Source organism: Butyrivibrio sp. FCS006 (genome assembly GCF_000424525.1).
Lineage (GTDB): Bacteria > Bacillota > Clostridia > Lachnospirales > Lachnospiraceae > Butyrivibrio.
Window position 1 is genome coordinate 268,355 of the sequence record NZ_AUKB01000012.1, and the last position, 25,612, is coordinate 293,966.

The window sequence follows — 25,612 nt, forward strand, 5'->3', positions numbered from 1 at the left end:
CTCATCTTTCTCCTTTCAATAGTCTTCTGAAATCCACAGCGTATCTTCTTGATATCATGATGTGCTCTCCGCCTTCCATGGTGGCGTCGATCCTGTTGGAGGAAAGGCTCTTTAGTGCCCTGACCTTTCCAACATTTATGATCATGGATTTGCTGCACCTGAAAAACGTCTCATCTTTAACCTCATTCATAAAGGAAACCAGTGTCCCTTCGATCCTGGCCACAACATCTGTCGTATATGCAAAGAGCTTGTCGTCCACCGTTTCCAGATATAAGATGTCTCCCAGTTCAATGGAGACGCTCCCCGACTCTGTTCTGCCCCAGAGCTTGCCGTCGCTGCCTTCCAATATTCCTATTATTCTCTCAACTGTAGGGCTCGGTTCCTTGTACCTGATGACAATGCTCTCTTCCCCTTCAGTGATCTTCTGAATGTCAATATTCATGGCCGTTTCTCCCTATAACTAACATAACACAATGTAATCCTTGCAAAAAGACACATTTTTGTGGTATTATTTCGTCGTTTTGAGATTTAGAATTCGAGGAAAAAAACATGGGAAGAGTTTTTAAAAATATACGAAAAATCGACACCGTTCTGTGTATCGCATGGATACTGGCCATTATCTCTGCATTCTTTGTTCACCCGGGCAAAGAGTACCTTGGCTATATAGATTTCAGGTCTCTGGGAATTCTCTGGGGACTTATGGTGATCATCCAGGGATTTAAAGAGAATTCAGTATTTGACAGGATTGCGGGATTTCTTTTATCCAAAGTCACAAAGAGCTGGCAGCTAGCAGCGATGCTGATCTTCATGTGCTTCTTCGGAAGCATGCTGATCACCAACGATGTGGCGCTCATCACCTTTGTGCCCTTTGCTCTGATGATACTTCATGACTGCGGACGAGAAGACATGATGATCCCAACCGTTGTTCTTCAGACAGTTGCAGCAAACCTGGGAAGTATGCTTACTCCCATCGGTAATCCCCAGAACCTGTATCTGTACGGACTTACAGGCATGCGCCTTGACCACTTTGTCCTGATCATGCTGCCCTTTTCTCTTGTCTCTGCAATTCTCCTTGTTCTCGGCCTCCTCATCATACCGGGCAGGGAAAAGAGCCTTATGAAGAGCAACAATTCTTCCATCACCAGTCACTTCGGAAGTAAGCGCCAGATCATCATCTACGCTGTGCTTTTTGCGATAGCTCTTTTAACAGTAGTAAGGATCCTTCCCTGGTATGTATTTGCGATCATTGTTCTTGTCATTGTTGGAGGAATGGATTACAAGATTCTCTTCCGCGCAGACTATATTCTGCTCCTGACCTTCATCGGATTTTTCATCTTCACCGGAAACATGGGCAGAATTGAAGTTATCAGTTCGTTCCTACAAGAAGTCTTGATTGGTCGCGAGTTTGGAATATCCGTTGCGCTCAGCCAGATAATCAGTAATGTCCCTGCAACTCTTATGCTCTCCGGCTTTACTATTAACTACAAGTCACTGCTTATCGGAGTTAACGTAGGCGGCCTTGGAACACTCATTGCTTCTATGGCTTCGCTTATTTCTTATAAAGCCTACAGCAAGGAATACAAAGAAAACAGCGGAAAGTATCTTCTGGTTTTCACCGCAGTGAATGTAGTGTTCCTGATTGCTCTGGTTCTGACATACGTAATTATCAGAAGTTTATGACCCTTCGTAAATTAGTTTCTGATTTTTGTTGACGAAGGCAAATAAACATGTTACAAATGTAAGTGGTTAGTTTCCCAAGCACAATTTTGGAGGTAGAGAGGGATGTTGAATAGGTGATATTGATTCAGTAAGTAATAGCAGTAATTGACCCGCGAGGGTGTTATTTGCGTTGCGCGAATCGTATCATTCTATTGCAGATCTTTTCTAATTCCGGATAGGTGCTTTTTTTGTGCCATAGCTTAAATACCAAAACACCGGGATAATTAGATTTCGAGATAGACAAGGTCCGTTTGCGTGATGCAAATGGATCTTTTTGTTTTATATTTCGACTTACTTAGGAGGACATCATGGAAAAGACAGATTCGAATGATTTAGAAATAAGAAAGCCCCTGTGGACAAGGGACTTCACAATAATAACCGTGGGCAGCGTAGTCTCCATGCTGGGAAACAGCATGGCGGGATTTGCCCTTAGCCTTATGGTGCTGGATTACACCGGCTCCACAATGCTCTACGCGATCTACCTTATGACCTACACTGTTCCGCAGCTCATCGTTCCTATCATTTCAGGCGCAATACTGGACAGGTTCTCGAGAAAAAAGATGATCTACACTCTGGACTTTATGATGGGCGGCTTATATCTGCTACTTGGAATACTGCTCTCCCACGGATGGTTTAATTTCCCGCTCTTTGCTCTGTTTAGTTTAACGGTAGGATCTGTAAACAGTATCTACATGGTTGCTTACGACAGTTTTTATCCGCTGCTTATATCTGAGGGAAATTATTCAAAGGCATATTCCATCGCCAGCGTCCTTGAGACCTTTGCCATATTCATGGTACCGGTAGCGACCTTTTTCTATAAGCTCTTTGGTATGGGACCACTTCTTATGATCAACGCAGTTTGCTTTTTAGTTGCTGCAACCTTGGAAACCCAGATCAGAGCTGAAGAAAAATACATTGAGAAACAAAAGAAAAGCATTGAAGGTGAAGATCTTTCAAAAGTCTCCCGTGTCCTAGTCGACATTAAGGAAGGCTTTAGATATCTCTTTTCCGAAAAAGGACTTATGGCGATTGCCATTTACTTCCTGTTCAGTTCCATGGCAGGAGGCGCATCAAATGTAATCTGCCTTCCCTACTTTAAAGGGAATTTTGAAAACGGCGAATACCTGTTCATGCTGGTATTCGGCATGAGCTTTGTGGGAAGAGCTCTGGGCGGCGCTTTCCATTACAAGAAAAAGCTTGATGCCGGCAATAAGTTTTATATCGCGCTTTTTGTTTACATCATGATCGGAATATTTGAAGGGCTCTATCTCTATACCCCATTACGTGTTGCGATGATACTGAGCTTCTTTGTGGGTGTCGGCGGAGTTACTAGCTATACCATAAGGATCTCTTCCACCCAGAGCTACGTTCCCGACGAGAACAAAGGAAGATTCAACGGCGCATTCCAGGTGCTCTCAACTTCAGGCTCTCTTATCGCTGAACTTCTTGCCGGGTCTCTTACACTGGTTATGGATCAGCGAGCAGTACTGCTGCTGTTTGAACTTGCCAGTGTTGTTGCTGCCATCCTGATCATCGGCGGAAACAGAGAACACGTTAAAAAGATTTATAACAGAAATATGTAATCCTTCGAAAGGAGGCGTTAATGTCTAAAAAATTACTGATTGAAGCAGAAAATATAGAAGTAACTTATGGCGAGCAGACAGTTCTAAACTTTGAAAGGTTCTACCTCTACGAAGGCGAGAAGGTCGGGCTTGTCGGAATAAACGGCGCAGGAAAGACAACTCTCTTAAAAGTGTTATCCGGAAGCATCGAGCCCACACGTGGCAAGGTTTCCCAGTACTGTACTCCCTTTTATTTTGAGCAGTTTGGAGATGGGTTAAGCTATGACGATGCCGACTACTCAGAAGCCGGTAAACTCGGCGTATCAGATCAGCTCTGGCAGGAGAATGTCAGCGGCGGTGAGAATACAAGGATAAGACTTTCACAGCTCTTTTCCAGTCAGAGGGCCGTGGCATTTCTTGATGAGCCAACCTCTAACCTGGACAGCGCAGGTGTCGAACTTTTGAAAAAGAGATTATCCGAGATCGAGACTCTTGTCCTGATAAGCCATGACAGAGCACTCTTAAACGCAGTCTGTGACAGGATTGTAGAAGTTTCCTTCGGGGAGCTGAATTTCTTTGACGGCAATTACGATGACTATCTTGAGCAGAAAGCTCTTTTGAAAAAGAGCCAGTACGCGGAGTATGAGAATTACCAGGCTGAGAAGAAAAGACTTCAGGGAGTCTACATGCAGAAAAAAGCCAAGGCAAAAAGCGTTGTGAAAAAGCCAAAGAATCTGACATCCAGCGAGGCTAAAGCCATTGCTCTTTGCGGAAACAGAAAGCCCGAGGATAAGGCGCGCAGTCTTGAAAAGAGTGCAGAGAACGTGCTCAAGAGGATTGAGCACATGGAGGTCAAGGAAAAGCCCAAGGAAGAGCCGGTTGCCCGTCCTGACTTTCGCCTCACCAATCCTCCGAGAAATCCTATCGTCATAAGAGGAGAACACCTCTTCTTTGGATATGATGAAAAGCTGATTTTTGATAATGCAGACTTTATAATTAAAAATGGAGCTAAGGTAGCTCTTGTCGGAGATAACGGAGCAGGAAAGACTACGCTTATTGAACTCATCAATAAGAGAGAAGGCATCTATGTTGTTCCCGGTGCAAAGATCGGCTATGCAAGACAGAACATGAGCCAGATCGATATGGACAAAACGGTTCTTGAAAATGTCAGGGATGTCAGTATCCAGAAGGAAAGCATCGCACGTATAATTCTTGCGAGACTTCTTTTAACAGAAAGAGATATTCAGAAGAAGGCATCTGACTTATCCGGCGGCGAAAGGATGAAGCTGTCCTTTGCAATGCTCTTTGTGTCGGATGTGAATTTCCTGATACTGGATGAGCCCACCAACTACCTCGATATCCCATCAATCGAAGCACTGGAAAAACTCCTGATGGAATATGAGGGAACTCTTATCTTCGTTTCCCACGATAAGACTTTCGTGGAACATGTTGCTACTGAAAAGCTTTTGATTCAAGACGGAAAGATAATAAAAAGTGAATAACAAAGAATCTTTATACAGAAAAATATGGGTAGTTGCTCTGCCCATCATATTTCAGAATATCATCGACGCATCGGTTAACAGCGCGGATGTACTGATGCTTAACTATGTTGGTCAGGATGCCATAAGTGCCGTGTCCCTTGCAAACTCTCTTGTAGGAATTCTGTTTATGCTTCTCTACGGGATTGGTACAGGAATCGCAATGCTGGCAGCACAGTATTATGGCAAAGGCGATCTTGTGACCATCGAAAAGATCGAGGGAATCGGCCTTAAGTTTTCCTTGTCGGTTGCTGCCCTGGGTGCATTTTTCTGTATGACGATACCTCAAAAGCTGATGTATATCTACACTTCTGATCCGGTACTTATAGAACTTGGTGCCAGGTACCTTCGCTTCATTGCACCGGGCCTATTGTTCTGGGCTATAAGTGCAGTGTACATGGCTATCCTGAGGTGCATCGGCAGAGTCGGAACAAGTACTGTGATAGAGACCACAGCTCTTTTGGTAAATGTCTGCTTAAACGCTGTGTTTATCTTCGGACTTTTTGGCGTTCCAAAGCTGGGTGTTATCGGTGTTGCAATCGCAACTACATTAAGCAGACTGATACAGCTATTATTCTGCATCGTTGTTTCCTTCGGTGCTGAAGTTAAGCTGTCGCTAAAACCCATGTTTGAAAGACACAGACTTTTGGAAAAGGATTTCTTTTCCATGGCTCTTCCGGCTATAGGAAATGACCTCTCCTGGTCACTGGCTTTTTCCATGTACTCCGTGATAATCGGCCACCTTGGAAATGACATGGTTGCAGCTTATTCCATTACAAATGTCGTGCGAAACCTCGGAACAGTCTTCTGCTTCGGAATGGCTTCAGCTACTGGCATCATAGTAGGTCAGATCCTTGGAAGCGGTCAGAGAGATGAAGGAATAAAGGCAGCACACACGCTCTTTCGCCTGACTATCCTGGCAGGAATCCTCGGCGGAATAGTTGTTGCTCTCGTCATGCCCTTTGCACTTACCCACGCTTCCCTCACTCCGCAGGCTCTTGATTATCTGAAGTTCATGCTTCTTATCAGCACCTACTATATCATGGGAACTGCAGTAAATACCTGCCTTATCGCCGGTATCTTCAGAGCCGGGGGTGACAGCAAATTCGGCTTTATCTGCGACACCATAGACATGTGGTGCTACGCTGTACCACTGGGACTTCTTGCAGCCTTTGTCTTTAAGCTCCCGGTAAAGGTAGTATTCTTCCTGCTCTGTACAGATGAGTTTGTGAAATGGCCCTGGGTGCTTAAGCACTTCTACAGTCACAAGTGGGCAAGGAATATTACAAGAGATGAGATGGACTAAATAAAACCCGGATGCTGACAAAACAGCTTCCGGGTTTCTCTTATTTTTTCCATTGATATTTTTTCAGATCAACAACTCCGTCTTTGACTTCAACGCCTTCAGATTGTAGGATTTCTCCCTGCTTCCATGCTCCGCCGAATGCATAGTTGCCGGCAAGTTCGCCTTTTGAGTTTACTACACGATGACAGGGAATTGTGCTGGGGTCAGGGTTTTTATGAAGAGCATTTCCTACTGCTCTTGCCATCTTTCTATCCCCGGCTTCTTCCGCAACCTGGGCATAAGTTGCAACGCAGCCTTTTGGGATTCTCGCAACAGCATCATAGATTCTCTTAGTCGGAGAATCTGCTATTAGGTCATAGCTCTCAGCAATCATGAGCTTTATGTCTTTATCCGGGATACTTCCATCGAGGATGATTGTATTCCAATGCTCCTTATTCTGATGGTATCCGGGGATAACTGAGCTGTAAGCCTTTCTCCAGAAAAAAGCCGTCTCGGGATCAACCTTCACATTGAGATTTATAAACCCTTCTCGTTCATAAGTCCAAAGGAATGCTTTTTTATTATACTTATATCGCACCAGCTGCCAGTTAGGATCGTGGAATGGCGCTTCCTGATAAGTATCCGGAAAAGATAATCCGTATTTTAAAGCTTCTTCTCTTGTTTTCATGAAATAATTCTAACACATTCAAATAGAATTACTCATAATTCACTGTTATTTTTCCAAGCGTTATTCTATTCAGAACCTTATCATTGGTCTTTACTGTATGTTCAGACAATATCTTTTCCTGATAATACGCTCCGTCCCAGTTGACCAGTTTTTCCGGCTCATCGGTGTATCCAACAAAGCTCTGAGTTTTTGCAAGATTATCGGAGTACTTATTTGCAAGAGCTTGTTTTATCCTCATATTTGTAAGAATGCTTTCATCCAGCCCTGTCCTTGCAAGCTGATCCCTAGTCATACTACTTAGGATCATCTTTGCTTCGACCATTGCCTGTTTTTCTTCTGCGCTACTTAATACGACTCCTTCTAAAAGAGCTCTTTTATAATAAATCTCATCAGATATACAAGTGTTTACTGCCACTTTCTTGGCGTAATCGCAAACAAACTGAGAATCCATGCCGGCTGAAAAGTGGGTATTCCACCAGTGCTTTGGATTCTCAGGGTCATACAAAAGAGCCTGGTTCTGGACAAACTCTTCTATCTCATATATGTAATAACCAAACTCTCTTAAAGTTATCTCGGTATCATCAACTGTGATCAAAGTCTCATCAAGATGGTCTTCGTAAACAAATCTGCTCAGTATTTTTCCGCAAATAGCAGCAGCTATCAGGATGACATTTACAATTAAGATTATTATGATAGCTCTTTTAACTGATTTCTTCATGATCACTTTCCATCCTGTGTAAACAGCTCCTGGAATTCCTTTCTTCCGGGAACCCATGCCTTTTCATAAATGTGAGTGAAATGATTCTTTACCGTCTGTTCAGAAATTCCGAGCATATAAGCAATTCTATGATTTGAAAACCCCGACACTTTAAGGTATCCGAGTTCAAGCTCTCTTTTCGTAAATCCGAATTCACGAGCTATATTAAGATACTGCTCCTTAGTAATTCCGGAATCATTCATCTTCCATGTCCATCTCTTCATTCATCTTACGCTCGGCATTTAACTTAAGCGGCAGAAGGAAAAACTCGATTATAACTGCATAAAAACCTGACAGGAAGCAGACAGCAAGGCTTGGTCCAAAGGTCTCAGGTTCAGATAAATGTCCCATAAGGATTATTGCTGAGGTTATGATTGCAAAAAGAGCTCCAAAAATAGTAAGTTTCTGAGCAGCTCCTACTGCTTCTATAATATTTTTAAGTTCAAGAAGTCTGTAATCTTTTATCCCTACTGAGAATGACTTCAAAAAATCTTTCCACTCCCCCATGATAATGAGGCCGGGAATCAGAATAAGTAAAACAAGAATCAGCGAAGGCACATCAAGAAACCATGCTACAGCGGAAAAACCAAAGTCTGTTCCGAGGGTACTGATAAAAAATACTACAAGGAAAAGTACAAGCTCTCCAAGTAAAACGATACGTATATTCTTTTTCATTGACATACTCCTTTATTATTCTTCACATTAATTGTAACAGATGTTCGTAATATGACGTTATCATATACACGTAAAGAAATATATAGTACCTTTTTTGTCCGTAATATAAAAAGAAGTCCTTGACCAAAGGTCAGGACTTCTTCATGTTTATAAATCCATATTTGCCAGATCAAAGCTGAATTGCAGTCTTAAGAGCAATCTCCATCATATCTGTAAATCCGGTCTCACGCTCTTTTGCTGTGAGCTCTTCTGTCTTGAAGAGGTGATCAGAACATGTAAGGATTGTAAGAGCATTCTTCTTAGCTTCTGCTGCGTTCATGTAAAGAGCAGGTGTCTCCATCTCTACTGCAAGAGCGCCCATATTTCTGTAGAGCTCACTCTCGTTGCACTTCTTGTAGAATGCATCTGAAGAAAGAACATCACCTACGTGATACTTAACGCCTTTCTCCTTAGCGATAGCAACTGCCTTCTCAAGAATGTTGTAGCTGCATGTAGGAGCGAATGTTCCCGGAAGTCCGAACTGGAATCCGTAATTGGAATCTGTGTGTGCTCCCTGAGCAAAGATGATATCCATAACATTTACATCGTCCTGAAGTCCGCCTGCGCTGCCGACTCTGATGATGTTGTCAACATCGTAGAAGTTAAAGAGCTCATAGGTATAGATACCGATTGAAGGAATTCCCATTCCGTGTCCCATTACAGACACCTCTTTTCCCTCGTACTTACCGGTAAAGCCCAGCATTCCTCTTACTTCATTTACGCACTTAATATCTGTAAGGAAGTTCTCTGCAATAAATTTCGCCCTGAGTGGATCCCCGGGCATAAGAACGGTCTTGGCGAAATCGCCTTTTTCTGCTTGATTGTGTGGTGTTGCCATAACTACCTCCTTTTTTTCTTTTTTAATTATCCGGATAGTTTATCATTCCCTGCATCCAGATATTTCCTTTAAATCTTCTGCCTACAGCCGGCTCTCCGAGAAGGTCTGCCTCGTTGATGCACACGTCAAACTCAATCTCGTTGCAAAGGATCCTCATAATGTAGACAGCTTCATCAGTGAAACGATTGATGACCTTCTGGCTATCAACAACCTCTCCCAAAACAGAATACTGATCGCACTCAACACCATAGGGCATAAAGTAAGTATCAACCAGGCTGTAGATATCCTGCTTCCTGATCTTCTTGGAAAGGGTCGTGTAAAGATCCATGTCATCAAGAGTCAGGGACTCAATGGCTGTTTCGTCCCCTCGTCTTGCATTGTTTATAAGTTTATTTCTGTAGTTTAGTTTTTTCTTTGCGACCTCTTTCTCTTCTTCGGTCTTTGCAATCGGCATCATGATCTGACCCTTGATTGAAAGAGCTGAAAGAGAAAGCGTAGTTCCCTTGATTGGAAACTTGTTTTCGTTCTCATACTTGATGTAAGGAACCATGTTCTGAAGATAGAAAATAAGTGTCACGCCAAGCCTTGGTTCATTGCAGACTCCTGCGTAAGAATATGTGGCTGCATGTCTCTCAATATTGATATCTTCTTCGGTACTTACAGCAGATGGGATAAGGTACGGGTAGTAGTACTCGTAGATGAACTTATCTTCATCATCAAATTCACCGCATACTGCTACTCCGATCCTGTCAGCAAAGTCCCTGGCAAACTCCGCCAGGATCACGTTCTCATTGTTGGTCACATAGGACCTCTTCTGAGCATTCTGAATAGAACTCGTGATAAGCGCAGTCAGTTCTTTTCTATCTTTAATTTTTGAAAAGCCAACAGCTCTTAAAAACTTGTGCAAAAAGAATTTACCTCATTTCCGACTACATTAGTCTCATGCCTTAGCATTTGGAACAAGAACTTCTTTGCCACCCATGTAAGGACGAAGAACCTCAGGAATCTTAACTGTTCCGTCAGCCTGAAGGTTGTTCTCAAGGAATGCGATGAGCATTCTTGGAGGAGCAACAACTGTATTGTTAAGTGTATGAGCAAGATAATTTCCATCCTTGCCCTTGATTCTGATACGAAGTCTTCTTGCCTGAGCATCGCCAAGATTTGAGCAGCTTCCAACCTCGAAGTACTTCTTCTGTCTTGGTGACCATGCTTCTACGTCGCAGCTCTTGCACTTAAGATCTGCAAGGTCTCCTGAACAGCACTCAAGAGTTCTGACAGGAATATCAAGTGATCTGAACAGATCAACTGTGTTCTGCCAAAGCTTGTCATACCATGTCTTTGAATCCTCAGGCTTACAGATAACTACCATCTCCTGCTTCTCGAACTGGTGGATTCTGTAAACACCTCTCTCCTCGATACCGTGTGCACCTTTCTCTTTTCTAAAGCAAGGTGAATAGCTGGTAAGAGCCATAGGCATCTGATCTTCAGGAACAATCTGATCGATGAACTTACCGATCATTGAATGCTCACTGGTTCCGATGAGGTAAAGATCCTCACCTTCAATCTTATACATCATGGCCTCCATCTCAGGGAAGCTCATAACACCTGCAACAACATTTCCATGGATCATGAAAGGAGGAACACAGTAAGTGAAACCTCTGTCGATCATGAAGTCTCTCGCATAGCTGATGACTGCTGAGTGAAGTCTTGCGATGTCACCCATGAGATAGTAGAAACCATTTCCTGCAACTCTTCTTGCAGCATCAAGATCGATTCCGTTAAAGCTCTCCATAATATCAGTGTGGTATGGAATCTCAAAATCAGGAACAACAGGATCACCATACTTCTGGATCTCAACGTTCTGTGAATCATCCTTACCGATAGGAACTGACTCATCGATAATCTGAGGAATGATCATCATCTTATTTGTTACCTGCTCATCGAGCTCTTTCTGCTTAGCCTCAAGCTCTTCAAGACGCTTAGCTTCCTTGGCAACTTCATCTTTGAGTGCCATAGCTTCGTCCTTCTTGCCCTGAGCCATAAGTCCACCGATCTCTTTTGAGATCTTGTTTCTGTGAGCTCTTATCTCATCTGCTTCCTGCTGATTGATTCTTCTCTGCTCGTCAAGTGCAATAACCTCATCAACAAGAGGAAGCTTCTCATCCTGGAATTTCTTCTTGATGTTCTCCCTAACTACGTCAGGATTCTCTCTTAAAAATTTAATGTCGATCATTTTTGATCTCCTCCACTTAAATATATTTTATGCAATTATATTTTATAAATCTTATCTTCTGTTAACACTTTCAAGTGCCATATCAAGAGCTTTCTTTTCTTCACCGCTAAGTTCCACGTCAGCGATTCCGGCTTTTATATCTTTTGAATAAGAATAGTTTAATCCGTCTGTGCTGTGAACTGAGTTAAGAAGCACTCCGTTGTCGCTCTCATCCAAAAGGCAAAGTGCAAAGCTGAGCTTACCACCACTTTGATTGAATGCATCATACTTATGAAGTCCAACCTTTTGGAAGGTTCTTGCCATTCTTCTGTTGATATCAATAATATCTTTTCGGTTCTTTTCGTTCTCACTTCTTATAAGTCTGTTATCATGGAAAAGACCTATGATCTCATCTTCTAATGAGTCAGCTTCTTTTCCCTGCATGAACTTATTGTATTTTCTTTCCAGCTTTTTAAATTTCTTCCCCTGAAGAACAACCAGTACAATAAGAACAATTAACAGAAGGATCAAAACCAGAAAAAGAATTCCCGGATCTAATGCGCCTAGCCCGATAGCATTAAAAATATTGCTGTTCATATTTCCCCCAAATAAGTTTTATTCTCTGCAGATTCTATCGATGATTTTCTCAAGGTCATCATTGTTGTAGAACTCAATCTGTATAAGTCCTACACCATCTCCCTTGGATGTAACTTCAACCTTGGTGCCAAGTGCCTGTTTGCACTTCTCGGAAACTTCTGCATAAACTGCATCGATGCTTGGATTAGACTTAGTTGCAGTCTTTTTCCTTGATGCTGTCTTTCCAAGATTCTTTACAAGTTTCTCAGTATCTCTAACATTTAGTTTCTCATCAAAAACTTTCTGAGCCAGTAGATACTGTTCATCAAGATCATCAACAGGAATTAATGCTCTTGCATGTCCGGTTGAAAGCTGCCCATCAATTACCATTTGTCTTACTTTTTCACCAAGCTTTAATAGTCTTAATGAATTGGTAATTGTTACTCTGCTCTTTGAAACTTTCTCAGCAACTACATCTTGTGTATATCCAAAGTCCTCAATGAGTTTTTTATATGCCAGCGCTTCTTCAATGGGATTGATGTCTTCTCTCTGAATATTATCAATAAGAGCAATCTCAGCAATCTCATTCTCTGTTAAATCTTTTATAATAACCGGAACTTCTTTAAGTCCTGCTTTTCTTGCTGCTCTCCAACGACGCTCACCACCAACTATTTCATAGTGGTCTTTTTTATCTGTTACAATAATAGGATTAATTATTCCAAACTGTTTGATTGATTCAGCCAGTTCCAAAAGAGCATCTTCATCAAATGTCTTTCTGGGCTGATTCCTGTTTGGTTCAATCTTTGTAATGTTTAACTTTACTACCTGACCTTCTATATGCTGTTCAGTCGGTATTTCTTTTTTCGCATTAGTTACCTTGGCTGGGATCATTGCATCTAATCCCTTTCCAAGTCCTCTTTTTGCATTCTTTGGTGCCATGTTATTCCTCCAACCACTATATTAGTCAAACTTTCTATTGATAACTTCCTTTGCAAGAAGTCTGTATGCCTCTGCTCCGGCAGACTTTGGTTCATACTGATTTATGGGCATACCATAACTGGGAGCTTCAGCAAGTCTGATATTTCTTGGAATGATAGTCTTGTAGACATTCTCCTCAATATGTTCCTTAACGTTCTCAACTACCTGAAGAGAAAGATTTGTTCTGGAGTCAAACATCGTAAATACAATGCCCTCCATCTCAAGCTCAGGATTAAGTCTCTCCTTTACAAGGTTTACTGTGTAAAGCAACTGACTAAGTCCTTCAAGAGCATAATACTCACACTGAATTGGAACCAATACTGTGTTGGCAGTTGTCATAGCATTGACTGTCAACATACTAAGTGATGGCGGACAATCTATGATAATAAAATCATAATTATCTTTAACATTACTGATTGCATTTCTAAGAATGAATTCCTTATCATCAGCATCGATAAGTTCTATCTCAACCGCTGCAAGATTTACATTAGAAGGTATGATATCAACATTCTTAGCTACCTCTTTAGTAATAGCTTCATCTGTTGTAATCTCACCTATGAGCAATTCGTAGATAGTATTCTCTATCTCGTTTTCATCAAGACCAAGTCCACTGGTTGTATTTCCCTGAGGATCAGTATCGATTACCAGGACCTTTTTCCCTGCTTCACCAAGTGCAGCAGACAAGTTAATAGATGTGGTGGTCTTTCCTACACCACCTTTTTGGTTCGCTATCGCTATAACTCTTCCCATTATTCCTCCACCTTTTTTAAAAACGCTATATTGATTGTAACACAATTTCTTATTTATTGAGCACACCAACCAAACTTTTTATCTATGTCTATATGTTGTGGCTTAAATTGTGTTATCCAATTATACAATAATCAATAAAATAAATGTTTCACATGAAACATTTCTATATCTTGTACCTTAATGTTTCATGTGAAACTATTTTTTGGGTTTGAATTGTTTATAATTGTAATGTTTCACATGAAACATTATTTTTCGAACCACTATATCTATGACAACGGCTGTTTCGAAGGTATTCCCGCCTTCCTTGGATATTTCTTAGAAGTATTCTCCTTCTTCTCAACAATACATATTGTCCTACTAACATCTGAGTCCGGTAAAAGAAATTCTTCCGCAGCAACAAGTTTACCACCAAGTAAGTGAATAGCTCCCTTTGCATTCTTAAGTTCTTCCTGAGCTTTCTCACTTTTGTATGCAATGAAGGATCCACCAACCTTTACATATGGTAGACAATACTCAGATAGAGTTGCCATATTAGCTACCGCTCTGGAAACAGCAATATCAAAAGTCTCCCTCAGTGAACCTTCCTTAGCAAGACAATAATCTTCTGCTCTACCATGAAGAGTCTCGATTGATCCTCTCTCATTAAGTCCAAGCTGATCTATTACTTCATTAAGGAAATTGAGTCTCTTATTAAGAGAATCCAAAAGAGTAATATGCAGATCAGGAAAAACTATCTTGAGTGGAATTCCCGGAAAGCCGGCTCCGGTTCCAATATCTACCAGTGAATAATCCTTCTTTGAAAAATCGAAGTACTTACATCCGGAAATACTATCCACAAAATGTAACTTACATACGTCGTTAAACTCTGTTATAGCTGTAAGGTTCATAACCTCATTCCATTTGATAAGCAGTTGGTAATACTTATCAAACTGGTTAAGCTGCTTATCTGTAAGTTCAATATCAAAGGAAGAAAAATCCTTTATCATCTGACTGTAATCATTTGTCATTCTCTGTTCCTCTATGAAGTGAATCAAGGTATATGATCAGCACCGAAACATCGGCAGGATTAACTCCACCGATTCTTGAAGCCTGACCAATATTTGTAGGTCTGAACTTTTCAAGTTTTTGCCTGGCCTCTAACCTTAAGCTGGATACATCATCATAATTTATATCCGCAGGTATCAATTTCTTTTCAAGCTTTCTGAACTGATCAACCTGTCTCTGCTGTCTTTCTATGTATCCTTCATATCTGATGGTAATTTCTACCTGCTCAATTACATCGGCCGGAAGCTCTTTTCTATCAGGGTCTATTTCAGCGATCAGATCATAATTGAGTTCCGGTCTGCATATAAGTTCAGCAAGAGATGTTGCAGTCTTAAGAGATGAGCTTCCACACTTCTCCATGAATTCCTGGATCCTTGCATTAGCTCCGACTGTTGTCTCTTTCAATCTCTTGACTTCAGCGTTTATCATCTCTTCTTTCTTAAGAAGCTTTTCATATTTTTCATCGCTGATAAGTCCTACTTCATGACCTTTTCCTCTGAGGCGAATATCAGCATTGTCCTGTCTGAGCAATAATCTGTACTCTGCACGGGAAGTCATCATTCTGTATGGCTCAAAGTTTTCTTTTGTAACAAGGTCATCTACAAGAACTCCGATATATCCTTCAGACCTGTCGATTGTCAGATACTCTTTTCCGAGAATCTGCATCGAGGCATTTATTCCTGCATAAAGTCCCTGAGCAGCAGCTTCTTCATATCCGCTACTTCCGTTAACTTGTCCGGCACTAAAGAGTCCTCTTACATTTTTGATTTCCAGAGTCGGATGAAGCTGTCCGGGACAAAGGCAATCATACTCAATTGCATAAGCAGACTTAACAATCTTACAATTCTCAAGACCCGGAACTGTTCTATACATTGCAATCTGAACATCCTCAGGAAGTGAAGAACTCATTCCGTCAATATACACTTCATTGGTATAAGTTCCTTCCGGCTCAACAAAAACATGATGTCTGTCATGGTCAGGGAACTTGACAACCTTATCTTCAATAGACGGACAATACCTTGGGCCGACACCTTCAATGATACCTGCATATATCGGTGATCTATCTATGTTTTTTCGTATTATTTCATGTGTTTTTTCATTTGTATATGTGAGATAACATGAAACCTGAGGTCTCTGCACATCGGCAGGATCTGTATCAAATGAGAAAGGAATAACAGGTGTATCTCCAAACTGCTCACTCATCTTGGAATAGTCAATCGAATTGCCATCCATTCTGGCAGGAGTTCCTGTTTTAAATCTCCTAAGCTCGATACCTGCTTTAATCAGAGAATCAGATAAATAGTTAGATGGTAAAAGACCATTAGGACCACTGTAAGTAATCGCTTCACCGGTAAGACATCTGCTCTTAAGATAAGTTCCGGTACAAATAATTACAGCTTTGGCCTCATAGATAATTCCAGAAAAGATCTTTACACCGGTTATTACTTTTGTGTATCCTTCTTTCTTAAGATCCTCATCATCAGTATCTTCGAAAAGAAGTTCTGTAACTTCTGCCTGTTTGATGTAAAGATGCTCTTGCTCTTCCAAAACTTTTCTCATGGCTTTGGAGTATTCCATCTTATCAGCCTGACATCTGAGTGAATGTACAGCCGGACCCTTTGAAGTGTTCAGCATCTTAGACTGAAGGAAAGTCTTATCAATGTTCTTTCCCATCTCTCCGCCAAGAGCATCGATCTCTCTTACAAGGTGTCCTTTTGATGATCCACCGATATGTGGATTACAAGGCATAAAAGCAATATTGTCAGCACTCATTGTAAACATAACGGTCTCAAGTCCGAGCCTTGCACATGCAAGTGCTGCTTCACAACCGGCGTGACCGGCTCCAATAATTGCTACATCAATTTTCTCTCTTACTTCGATCATAAATTATTTACCCATACAGAATTTGGAGAAGATTTCTTCTGCCAGGTCGTCACCTATTTCTTCTCCTATTATTTCACCAAGATATACATAAGCGTTTGTCAGATCAACGGTATAAAAATCTTCCGAAAGATCTTTTTCAATACTATCTATTACAAGAGCAAGACTTTCAACAGTTTTTGAAAGGAGCTCCTTATGTCTTAAGTTAGTAATATAGATTTCCTGCTTTGGAGCGATCTCGCCACCAAGGAAAAGCTCAGTAATGGCGCGCTTTAGCTCCTCTATACCCTCTCCATTCAATAATGAAGTGGTGATGACAGGAAAATCTGCAGAATCACTTCCTGAAAACAGCATAGGAAGGATATCTTTTGATATTTTTATATCACCAGTCAGGTCGTTCTTATTAAGAATTACAATGGTTTTCTTATCCGCACAGAGACTGCTTATCTGCTTATCTTCATCATCAATCTCAGATGTGGAATCAATTATATAAAGACAAAGATCAGCTTCTTCAACTTTTTCTTTTGCCTTATCAACTCCGATCTTCTCAATGAGATCTTCTGTGTCTCTGATTCCTGCAGTGTCTATAAGATTAAGAATTATATCATCAAGTCTTACTGTCTCTTCAATGACATCTCTAGTTGTTCCGGCGATATCTGTTACGATCGCCCTTTCATTTCCGGAGAGTGCATTTAAAAGAGATGACTTACCTGCGTTTGGTTTTCCAATGATAACAGTTTTAATTCCGTCTTTTCTGATCTTACCCTCATCGGCTGTCTTTAAAAGCTTTCTTATTTTTTCTGACATTGCAGTCACTTTTTCTTTCAGCTTGTCAGAGTATCCGGTAAGATCGTAGCTTTCGGGATCATCAATTGCAGATTCAATATAGGCCATCTGATAGAGAATGTCTTCCCTTAGGGCCTTAACTTCTTTGTAGATACTTCCCTGAAGCTGTTTTCTGGAGCTGTCCAGGGCAAATTTGTTCTGTGCTCCGATGATGTCCATTACTGCTTCTGCTTTGGTAAGGTCAATCCTTCCGCTGAGGAAAGCTCTTTTTGTAAACTCACCGGGCTCGGCAAGTCTGCAACCCTTTGCCAGAAGCAAGGACAGAATCTCATTCATCACCAGCATTCCACCATGGGAATTGATCTCAATTACATCTTCTCTGGTATAACTGTGAGGACCTTTCATAAAAGAGATCATGACTTCATCAACAATATCTCCCTGATCATTGCAGATGTATCCGTACTTTATGGTATTTGGTTTGTGGGTTAAAAGAGTGTGCTCCTTCTTTGGAGAAACATAAATCTTATCACAAATTGTAAGAGCCTCTTTTCCACTGACTCTTATAATACCAATTCCGGCATCGGACATGGCAGTTGCTATTGCGCAGATTGTATCATCATTAAAGTTGTTTAAAACACTGCTCATAATTTTTCCCTAAATAAAACCCCTCAAGACCAAGGCTTGAGGGGCAATCTAATCTTCATCCAAAGATTATTTCTTTAAAGTAACAACTACTCTTCTGAATGGCTCATCACCTTCACTGTGAGTTGTAACAAATCTGTCGTTCTGAAGAGCTGAGTGGATGATCCTTCTCTCATAAGGATTCATTGGCTCAAGAGCAACTGACTGTCTTGTTTTCTTAACCTTTATAGAAATATTCTTTGCAAGGTTCTCAAGAGTAGCCTTTCTTCTTTCACGATAATTCTCTGTATCAACTTTTACATGAATGTACTCTTCTGTCTCTCTGTTAACTACAAGAGAAATCAGGTACTGGAGTGAGTCAAGAGTCTGTCCTCTCTTACCGATGAGAACTCCCATCTCATCTCCTGAAAGCTCTACATCAAGGATGTTCTCTTTGTCATTGAATTTGGAGTTTAAGTTAACTTCCATATTCATTGCTCCGAACACATCCTTAAGGAATGCGTTAGCCTTTGCTACAAGCTCATCACCGTTGATGTTTGAAGAAGCTTTTTTCTCAGCCTTAACTTCTTCCTTAGGAGCTTCCTTCTTTTCTTCCTTTTTAACTTCTTTCTTTACTTCGGGCTTCTCTTCTTTTTTAGGCTCTGCTTTTACTTCCTCAACTTCAGGAGCTTCTTCTTTGATCCTTGCATTGATAACAGCAGGCTTTGCAGCGATTCCTAAAAATCCTGAAGATCCGCTTGATACTACTTCATAATCAAGTCTGTCGCTGGTAACCATTAATGTCTCACATGCTTCTGTGATGGCATCATCAAGGTTTTTTGCTGTAAACTCTCTATATTCCATTATAATATAACCTCCCGGAAAGATTACTTATTATTCTTTTCATTAAAGCCTTTTACCATGTTTGCTTTTGCAAGAAGTGAATCCTTTCGGATCTCCTTATTGTTGTAAACAGATTTAACCTTCTCAAGCTTCTCTTCCTTCTCAGCTTCTGAAATGCTTGAATCCTTAGCTGAAGAAAGATCGTTGTTCTTGGTTGAGAGGTTAGCATAAAGACTCATCTGCTTGGTTGTCTTGTTCTTTTCAAGCTTCTCTTTATACTTAGCTGTGTTCTTGGCAATCTCAGCATCGATGTCGATCTTGTCGATGTGTCTGTTGATAACAACCTGCTGGATTGATCTGACAACAGCACCGGCGATCCAGTAAATACCCATACCTGCAGGAAGACTAAGACAGAATACTGCTGACATGATAGGCATCATGAGGTTCATGGTCTTCATTGACTGCTGCATCTGAGCTGTAGGATCATCAGCATTTGCCTTGCTGTTATCTGAAGCAGGCTGAGGCATAAGCTTAGTGTTGATCCACTGTGTAAGTGCTGCAAGAACAGGAACCATAACACCACCGAGCATCAGAAGGAATGCCTTATCAGCAAAACCTGTCTTGATCATGTACATAGGAGTATCACTGATGTTAAGACCAAGGAAGTAGTTGAATCTGGTAAGTGCTGAATGTGTGTTTTCAATTGATGCTGAAAGTGATGGGAACTGAGCTGTTAAGCTGTTCCAGTCAGCTGTTGATGCTTTATTAAGAACATCGATAAATGTGTTCTTAATATAAGTAGGATCACCTGATGTGAATGCTTCATTTGTAAACTGATTCTTGAACATTGAAGCACTTGAAAGTGTCTGTAAGAAATCAGCAGCACCTGTTGTTGCTAAAAGATCTTCTACAAGAGGTGAGAATGCATTCTTAACAATATTTACGTAAGCAGGAATCTGGTAAATAACACGGTAAAGTGCAAAGAGGATTGGCATCTGGATAAGAAGCTGAAGACAGCTACCTGTCTGAGATACGCCGTACTTGGCATAAACCTCTTTTGTCTCCTGCTGCATTGCAAGCATTGAATCGTTGTCTTTCTTTCCTTTGTACTTAGCCTGAATAGCCTGAAGTTCAGGACTCATCTTAGCCTGAAGCTTGGAAAACTTCTGCTGCTTGTAAGTCAAAGGTAAAAGACATAAGTAAATAACAATAGTAAAGATAATGATGGCAAGACCAATGTTTGGAATACCAATAGCATTTAAAACATTGAAAATACCATTCATAAGATGACCGAGAAGCCATGCAACCGGTCCTACAATTTTACCCTGATACTGGGTAAGTAAAACTCCCTTCAAATCATACCTCCTAACGAATTATGGAACCGGATCATATCCACCGCTGGAAAAAGGATTGCATCTGAGAATCCTCCAGGCAGCAAGTAATCCCCCTTTGATAGCTCCATATTTTTCTATTGCTTCTAGTCCATACTCGGAACATGTTGGTATGTATGGACATTTTGTTCTCTTTAATGGAGAAATATACTTCCTATAAAGTTTGATCAAAAAGATTAATATCTCTTTCATCTCATTCACCGCCATTTTTTATTATGCGGGCCTTACCTGCCAGGCTTAAAAGAGATTCTTCTATATCAAAATAACTAGCATCTCTCGCACAGGCTCTGGCAACGACTACTATATCCAAACCACTATTGAATACATTTTCATGTAGTCGGTACGCTTCTCGAACCAGTCTTGCAAATCTGTGCCTTACAATACTGTTCCCTATTTTTTTGCTACATGAGATTCCGATCTTATTATTAGAACCGCCATTTTCCCACACATAGACAACAACGAATTTATTGGCATAACTCTTGCCGTTCTCATAACAGTTTCGAAACTCTTCTGTCTTTTTCATTGAATCTGAAAAAAGCATTGTCTGATTCCTTTATTACAGATGAAAAAAGGTCACATAATTATGTGACCTTTAAAATCATGCTGATAGTCTCTTTCTTCCTTTAGCTCTTCTGGCAGCTAAAACTTTTCTACCGCCCTTTGTAGCCATTCTTGCTCTGAAGCCGTGTACTCTGGCTCTCTGAAGCTTATGAGGCTGAAATGTCATCTTCATATTCGGAAACACCTCCTTCTTAAACAAACTAACCTATTTAAAGGTCCGTTAAATGAGAAGAAACTTCTCACAATTATCAATGATTACATCCAGTGTGGAAAAAATCTTTATAATTATAATAAATAAAATCCGCTTGGTCAAGCCATTAATGGACGGTTTTTCATCCTATTATATTTTAAATATTTTTTTCAAAAATTTTCCACCAAGATGTAGTGCCATAAAAAATTATCCACATCAAAATGTTGATTTTGTGGATAACTTGTGAATTAATAATTTTTTTTAAAAGATATCCACATTTTTTTGAATTTTTGTGGAAAAGATAGTTATTCTTTAGTGGTTAATATCCTAGAAATGCCGTATTTAAGCCATTTATAACGGTAGATAGCTTAAAGTGGATAAACACCTATTTTTCCACAGAGATTTTTTTCGTAAGTTTTTCTCACATTTTTAAAAAAAGTTATCCACAATTTTCGTCTGATTGATATTTAAAGTCATTTAATATAAAATAGAAAAAGTCTAAATTTATGCTTTGTTTGGGGAAATCTTATATGCAATCATCTACTGAAATCACCGAAATATTAAGAACAAATTGGGAATCTATCAAGAATACCATCAAGAATGAAGCCGGTATTACTGATATATCTTATAAAACCTGGATTGATCCTCTTACTGTATACGGATTTGAAAACAATACAGTTAAGATTTTGATTCCTTCGGATAACTCTATTGCTCTTTCATACATAGTAAATCATTATGTTGGATTCTTTCAGGTAACAATTTCGGAACTGCTTGAGACAGTTATAGAAGTATCTTTTATTTTAAACAAAGATATTATTAATAATGAAGAAACACATGAAAATGTAACTGAAGAAAATAATTCACCTCAGTATTCATCAGGTATTTCACACGAGAATTCAAATCTTATTCCTAAATACAGATTTGATACATTTGTCGTAGGAAGTAACAACAAGTTTGCTCATTCAGCTGCTCTTGCAGTTGCTGAATCTCCGGGAACAGCTTACAACCCTCTTTTCCTTTACGGAGGACCGGGACTTGGTAAGACTCACCTTATGCATTCAATAGGTCACTTTATTATTGAACATAATCCACAGGCCAAGGTTATCTATGTAACATCTGAGCAGTTCACCAATGAAGTTATCGAATCGATCAGAAGTAACAGACCTGAGAACATGAGTAAGCTCAGAGAGAAATACAGAACTGTTGATGTTCTTATGGTCGATGACGTACAGTTTATTATTGGTAAGGATGCAACACAGGAAGAGTTTTTCCACACTTTCAATGCTCTTCATCAGGCAGGTAAACAGATCATCCTTTCATCAGATAAGCCTCCTAAGGAAATGGCTACTCTGGAAGAGAGATTCAGATCTCGTTTCGAGATGGGACTTATTGCTGATATCCAGTCTCCTGACTACGAGACAAGAGTTGCAATTCTTCGTAAGAACGCTGAAGACTATGGCAGAAGGATCGGCGATGATGTAATCGACTACATCGCTACAAATATCAAGTCAAACATCAGAGAGCTAGAAGGTGCTTTCACCAAGATCATCGCATACTCAAGACTTAACAATGTTGATATCACACTTGAGAATGCAATGGAAGCTCTTAAGGATATCATTTATCCTGACAAGACCAAGGTTATTACTCCTGCTCTTATCATGGATACCGTCTGTGAACAGTATGGAACCAAGAAAGAGGACATTGTTTCTAAAAAGAGAAATGCAGAAATCGTTCTTCCAAGACAGATAATCATGTACCTTTGCAGAGAACACACAGATGCTTCTCTGGAAGAAATTGGAAGGATCCTTGGCAAGAAAGATCACACAACTGTTATGAGCGGAATCAATAAAATCAAGCAACTTATTGCTTATGATGATGACCTTAACAGGAATTTGGATGTTATAGTTAAAAAATTGAATCCTTCTTTATAAAAAATAGACCACATTTTGTGGATAACTTTTTAAAAATTATGTGATTTAAAAGAGGATTAAATGTTGATTGAGGGTGGATAAGTTTTTCCACCCTTTTTTACTAATATTTGCCTTGTTTATAACTTTAGAATTTTCAACATCAATTTTTTTGTTTTCAACACCTAAAAATTTGTAAAAAAGCCTTTAAAATTGTATAATAGAATAGGTTTTACACTTATCAACATCTATTAATACTGTTTTTATTATTAATTAATAAATATTTTATATTATAGTTTTGTGTTGAAGGGAGTCGAGGATTAAATGAAATTTGTTTGCTCAAAATCTAATCTGGTAAGCGGATTACAGATTGTATCAAAAGCAGTACCTTCTAAGACAACAATGTCTATATTGGAGTGTATCCTTGTTGATGCAACAGAAGGAGTTATTAAGTTTATTGCCAACGATATGGAACTTGGTATCCAGACCGTTGTTGAAGGTAACATTATAGAGAGAGGTTTCATTGCAATAGATGCCAAGATCTTTGTTGATATTGTAAGAAAGCTTCCTGACAATGATGTAACCATTGAAACAGATGCATCTAACAAAGTAACTATCAGCTGTGAAAAGGCTAAGTTTAATCTCCCCGGAAGAAAGGGTGATGATTTTACTTATCTTCCTGCCATTGAGAAGATCGATGGTGTCAGCGTTTCTCACTTTACACTTCGCAGTGTTATCCAGCAGACTATTTTCTCTATTGCAGAGAACGATGCCAACAAGATGATGGGTGGCGAGCTCTTTGAAGTTGACGGAGAGAATTTAAAGCTTGTATCTCTTGACGGACACAGAATTTCCATCAGGAAGGTTAAGCTTTCAGGAAGCTATCCTTACAAGAAGGTTATCGTTCCCGGTAAGACACTGGGCGAGATCAGTAAGATCCTCAGTGACAGCACAGACAAGATGGTAAGCATCTACTTTACAGACAAGCACGTACTCTTTGAGTTTGATAAGACAACTGTCGTATCAAGACTAATCGAGGGTGAGTACTTCAGCATCGACCAGATGCTCTCAAGTGATTATGAGACCAAGATGAGCATCAACAGAAAAGAGCTTCTTGAGTGTATCGACAGAGCAACTCTTCTTGTAAAAGAGGGAGACAAGAAGCCTGTAATCATGTCAGTAACTGACGAGACAATGGAACTCAAGATCAATTCCGCTATAGGTAGCATGGATGAGGAAATAACAATCGAGAAGCAGGGAAAAGACATTATGATCGGCTTCAATCCTAAGTTCCTTATTGATGCTTTAAGAGTTATAGAGAACGAGACTATCGATATGTATTTTGTTAATCCTAAGGCTCCTTGCTTTATCAGAGATAAGGATTCAACTTATATCTATCTCGTACTTCCTGTTAACTTTACAACAGTTGATTAACAAAGGACACTAATGGAAACAATTAAACTTAGAGAAACAGATGAATTTATAAAGCTTGGCCAGGCCCTTAAAAAAGCCGGCCTTGAGAGCTCCGGTGTAGATGCCAAGATGGATATCCAGTCAGGGCTTGTTAAAGTAAACGGAGAAATAGAAGAAAGAAGAGGCCGTAAGCTTTACGACGGAGACATCTTTGAATTTGACGGCAAACAGGTAAAAGTAGAAAAATGATAATCAAATCATTAGAGCTGGCCGATTTCAGGAACTACGACAATCTGAAAATAGATTTTAGCAGCGGAACCAATATTTTATACGGTGACAATGCCCAGGGTAAGACCAATATCCTGGAAGCTATTTATGTCTCAGCAACCACTAAGTCACACAAGGGCAGCAAGGACAAAGAAATAATTAACTTTGGTAAAGAAGAGGCTCATATCAGAACCATTTTAGAGAAAGATAACGCTGAATACCGCGTAGATATGCACCTTCGAAAGAACAAATCCAAAGGTATAGCAATTGATGGTCAAAAGATAAAAAGAGCTTCAGATCTGATTGGAAGACTTAACGTGGTCTTCTTTTCTCCTGAAGATCTTAGCATTATTAAGAATGGTCCGTCCGAAAGGCGCAGATTCATGGATATGGAGCTGTGTCAGTTAGATCATATATATCTAAACAGCCTTTCTAAGTACAACAAGCTTGTAGTCGAAAGAAATAAAGTTCTTAAGGATCTATTCGAGAAGCCTGAAAACAGTGTACTTTTGGATGTTCAGGATAAGCAGCTTTGTGAGTATGGATCCGTCATTATCAAGGCCAGAGAAAAATTCATCAAAGAGCTTAACGAAATAATCAGTCCTATTCATGAGAAGCTTACGGGAGGAAAAGAACTTCTCTCTGTTTATTATGAGCCCAATGTAAGCTTTGAAGAATTTGAGAAGAAACTTTCAGCTTCCAGAAAAAAGGATATGTATGCCAAGCAGACCACTATCGGTCCTCACAAGGATGATTTTTCATTCATTGTAAAAAAGGCACAGGATCCGGAAAAAGAAGGAATCGATATCAGAAAGTACGGCTCTCAGGGCCAGCAAAGAACAGCATCTCTTTCACTAAAATTATCAGAGATTGAGATTGTAAAGAAATCCAAAAAAGACAATCCGGTGCTTCTTCTGGATGATGTTTTGTCAGAACTTGACAGCAACAGGCAGAATTATCTTTTAAACACCATAGGTGATATTCAGACCATCATCACCTGTACCGGACTTGATGAATTTGTAAATAACAGATTTGAAATAGATAAGCTGTTTAAGGTTACAGAAGGAACAGTAAGCAGCGAGAATTAAGGA

27 protein-coding genes are annotated in these 25,612 nt (G+C 40.0%); 8 read left to right on the forward strand and 19 right to left on the reverse strand.

Annotated features, from left to right (window positions below):
- Position 1 precedes the first annotated feature (1 nt).
- Complete coding sequence (locus G633_RS0104265) at positions 2–442, reverse strand: LytTR family DNA-binding domain-containing protein (RefSeq protein WP_026519172.1); 441 nt, start codon at positions 440–442, stop codon at positions 2–4.
- Positions 443–549: 107 nt separating this feature from the next.
- Here G633_RS0104265 and G633_RS0104270 point away from each other — a divergent pair, with 107 nt between their 5' ends.
- From G633_RS0104270 to G633_RS0104285, 4 genes are all read left to right on the forward strand, one after another.
- Positions 550–1,680 carry an SLC13 family permease gene (locus G633_RS0104270; protein WP_026519173.1) on the forward strand — a complete coding sequence of 377 codons (1,131 nt, stop codon included), beginning with the start codon at positions 550–552 and terminating at the stop codon, positions 1,678–1,680.
- Between the two features lie 347 nt (positions 1,681–2,027).
- Positions 2,028–3,302 (forward strand): MFS transporter, encoded by a 1,275-nt coding sequence (locus tag G633_RS0104275; RefSeq protein WP_026519174.1) that lies wholly within the window; start codon positions 2,028–2,030, stop codon positions 3,300–3,302.
- Between the two features lie 20 nt (positions 3,303–3,322).
- Positions 3,323–4,783: a ribosomal protection-like ABC-F family protein gene (gene abc-f, locus G633_RS17350; RefSeq protein WP_051199932.1), complete on the forward strand. Its 1,461-nt coding sequence runs from the start codon at positions 3,323–3,325 to the stop codon at positions 4,781–4,783.
- Positions 4,776–6,125 carry an MATE family efflux transporter gene (locus G633_RS0104285; protein ID WP_026519175.1) on the forward strand — a complete coding sequence of 450 codons (1,350 nt, stop codon included), beginning with the start codon at positions 4,776–4,778 and terminating at the stop codon, positions 6,123–6,125. The genes abc-f and G633_RS0104285 overlap by 8 nt, the downstream gene beginning before the upstream one ends.
- Positions 6,126–6,165: 40 nt before the next feature.
- On the opposite strand, the gene G633_RS0104290 is transcribed toward G633_RS0104285, so the two are convergent.
- From G633_RS0104290 to rpmH, 18 genes are all read right to left on the reverse strand, one after another.
- On the reverse strand, positions 6,166–6,792 hold the full coding sequence (locus G633_RS0104290; protein WP_026519176.1) for a methylated-DNA--[protein]-cysteine S-methyltransferase: 627 nt from the start codon (positions 6,790–6,792) through the stop codon (positions 6,166–6,168).
- Positions 6,793–6,820: 28 nt separating this feature from the next.
- On the reverse strand, positions 6,821–7,510 hold the full coding sequence (locus G633_RS0104295) for a hypothetical protein (protein WP_026519177.1): 690 nt from the start codon (positions 7,508–7,510) through the stop codon (positions 6,821–6,823).
- Positions 7,511–7,512: 2 nt separating this feature from the next.
- Entirely contained in the window at positions 7,513–7,773 is a 261-nt protein-coding gene (locus tag G633_RS17355) for a helix-turn-helix transcriptional regulator (protein WP_081664681.1), read from the reverse strand.
- Positions 7,745–8,224 carry a hypothetical protein gene (locus tag G633_RS0104305; RefSeq protein WP_026519178.1) on the reverse strand — a complete coding sequence of 160 codons (480 nt, stop codon included), beginning with the start codon at positions 8,222–8,224 and terminating at the stop codon, positions 7,745–7,747. Before G633_RS0104305 ends, G633_RS17355 begins: the two co-directional genes overlap by 29 nt.
- A 169-nt stretch (positions 8,225–8,393) precedes the next feature.
- The gene (deoD, locus tag G633_RS0104310) at positions 8,394–9,101 is read right to left on the reverse strand and encodes a purine-nucleoside phosphorylase (protein WP_022764910.1); all 708 of its coding nucleotides are present in this window, start codon (positions 9,099–9,101) and stop codon (positions 8,394–8,396) included.
- A 22-nt stretch (positions 9,102–9,123) separates the two neighbouring features.
- Positions 9,124–10,008, reverse strand: coding sequence for a DUF3881 family protein (locus tag G633_RS0104315; RefSeq protein ID WP_022769274.1), 885 nt, complete (start codon positions 10,006–10,008; stop codon positions 9,124–9,126).
- Between the two features lie 33 nt (positions 10,009–10,041).
- Complete coding sequence (gene serS, locus G633_RS0104320) at positions 10,042–11,334, reverse strand: serine--tRNA ligase (RefSeq protein ID WP_022769275.1); 1,293 nt, start codon at positions 11,332–11,334, stop codon at positions 10,042–10,044.
- 51 nt (positions 11,335–11,385) lie between these two features.
- Entirely contained in the window at positions 11,386–11,910 is a 525-nt protein-coding gene (locus G633_RS0104325) for a DUF4446 family protein (protein ID WP_022769276.1), read from the reverse strand.
- 18 nt (positions 11,911–11,928) lie between these two features.
- Positions 11,929–12,828 carry a ParB/RepB/Spo0J family partition protein gene (locus G633_RS0104330; protein ID WP_022769277.1) on the reverse strand — a complete coding sequence of 300 codons (900 nt, stop codon included), beginning with the start codon at positions 12,826–12,828 and terminating at the stop codon, positions 11,929–11,931.
- A gap of 21 nt (positions 12,829–12,849) precedes the next feature.
- A complete protein-coding gene (locus G633_RS0104335) occupies positions 12,850–13,617 on the reverse strand; it encodes a ParA family protein (protein WP_022769279.1) in 768 nt (255 codons plus the stop codon).
- A 266-nt stretch (positions 13,618–13,883) separates the two neighbouring features.
- Entirely contained in the window at positions 13,884–14,624 is a 741-nt protein-coding gene (gene rsmG / locus G633_RS0104340; RefSeq protein ID WP_022769280.1) for a 16S rRNA (guanine(527)-N(7))-methyltransferase RsmG, read from the reverse strand.
- Positions 14,614–16,545 (reverse strand): tRNA uridine-5-carboxymethylaminomethyl(34) synthesis enzyme MnmG, encoded by a 1,932-nt coding sequence (gene mnmG / locus G633_RS0104345; protein WP_022769281.1) that lies wholly within the window; start codon positions 16,543–16,545, stop codon positions 14,614–14,616. Before mnmG ends, rsmG begins: the two co-directional genes overlap by 11 nt.
- Before the next feature lie 3 nt (positions 16,546–16,548).
- Complete coding sequence (mnmE, locus tag G633_RS0104350; RefSeq protein WP_026519179.1) at positions 16,549–17,973, reverse strand: tRNA uridine-5-carboxymethylaminomethyl(34) synthesis GTPase MnmE; 1,425 nt, start codon at positions 17,971–17,973, stop codon at positions 16,549–16,551.
- Positions 17,974–18,039: 66 nt separating this feature from the next.
- Positions 18,040–18,813, reverse strand: a complete 774-nt coding sequence (gene jag, locus G633_RS0104355; RefSeq protein WP_026519180.1) for an RNA-binding cell elongation regulator Jag/EloR — start codon at positions 18,811–18,813, stop codon at positions 18,040–18,042.
- A 23-nt stretch (positions 18,814–18,836) separates the two neighbouring features.
- A complete protein-coding gene (locus G633_RS0104360) occupies positions 18,837–20,147 on the reverse strand; it encodes a YidC/Oxa1 family membrane protein insertase (protein ID WP_026519181.1) in 1,311 nt (436 codons plus the stop codon).
- Between the two features lie 18 nt (positions 20,148–20,165).
- On the reverse strand, positions 20,166–20,375 hold the full coding sequence (gene yidD, locus G633_RS17360; protein WP_022769286.1) for a membrane protein insertion efficiency factor YidD: 210 nt from the start codon (positions 20,373–20,375) through the stop codon (positions 20,166–20,168).
- 1 nt (position 20,376) lies between these two features.
- Positions 20,377–20,724 carry a ribonuclease P protein component gene (rnpA, locus tag G633_RS0104365; RefSeq protein WP_026519182.1) on the reverse strand — a complete coding sequence of 116 codons (348 nt, stop codon included), beginning with the start codon at positions 20,722–20,724 and terminating at the stop codon, positions 20,377–20,379.
- 57 nt (positions 20,725–20,781) lie between these two features.
- Positions 20,782–20,916, reverse strand: a complete 135-nt coding sequence (gene rpmH, locus G633_RS0104370; protein ID WP_013282343.1) for a 50S ribosomal protein L34 — start codon at positions 20,914–20,916, stop codon at positions 20,782–20,784.
- A gap of 548 nt (positions 20,917–21,464) precedes the next feature.
- On the opposite strand from rpmH, the gene dnaA reads away from it, so the two are divergent.
- The 4 genes from dnaA to recF all read left to right on the forward strand — a co-directional run bounded on the left by dnaA (position 21,465) and on the right by recF (position 25,609).
- On the forward strand, positions 21,465–22,865 hold the full coding sequence (gene dnaA, locus G633_RS0104375) for a chromosomal replication initiator protein DnaA (RefSeq protein ID WP_022769289.1): 1,401 nt from the start codon (positions 21,465–21,467) through the stop codon (positions 22,863–22,865).
- A 300-nt stretch (positions 22,866–23,165) separates the two neighbouring features.
- The gene (gene dnaN, locus G633_RS0104380; protein ID WP_026519183.1) at positions 23,166–24,275 is read left to right on the forward strand and encodes a DNA polymerase III subunit beta; all 1,110 of its coding nucleotides are present in this window, start codon (positions 23,166–23,168) and stop codon (positions 24,273–24,275) included.
- A gap of 12 nt (positions 24,276–24,287) precedes the next feature.
- Positions 24,288–24,503, forward strand: a complete 216-nt coding sequence (locus G633_RS0104385) for an RNA-binding S4 domain-containing protein (RefSeq protein ID WP_022764924.1) — start codon at positions 24,288–24,290, stop codon at positions 24,501–24,503.
- A complete protein-coding gene (recF, locus tag G633_RS0104390; protein WP_022769293.1) occupies positions 24,500–25,609 on the forward strand; it encodes a DNA replication/repair protein RecF in 1,110 nt (369 codons plus the stop codon). Before G633_RS0104385 ends, recF begins: the two co-directional genes overlap by 4 nt.
- Positions 25,610–25,612: the final 3 nt, after the last annotated feature.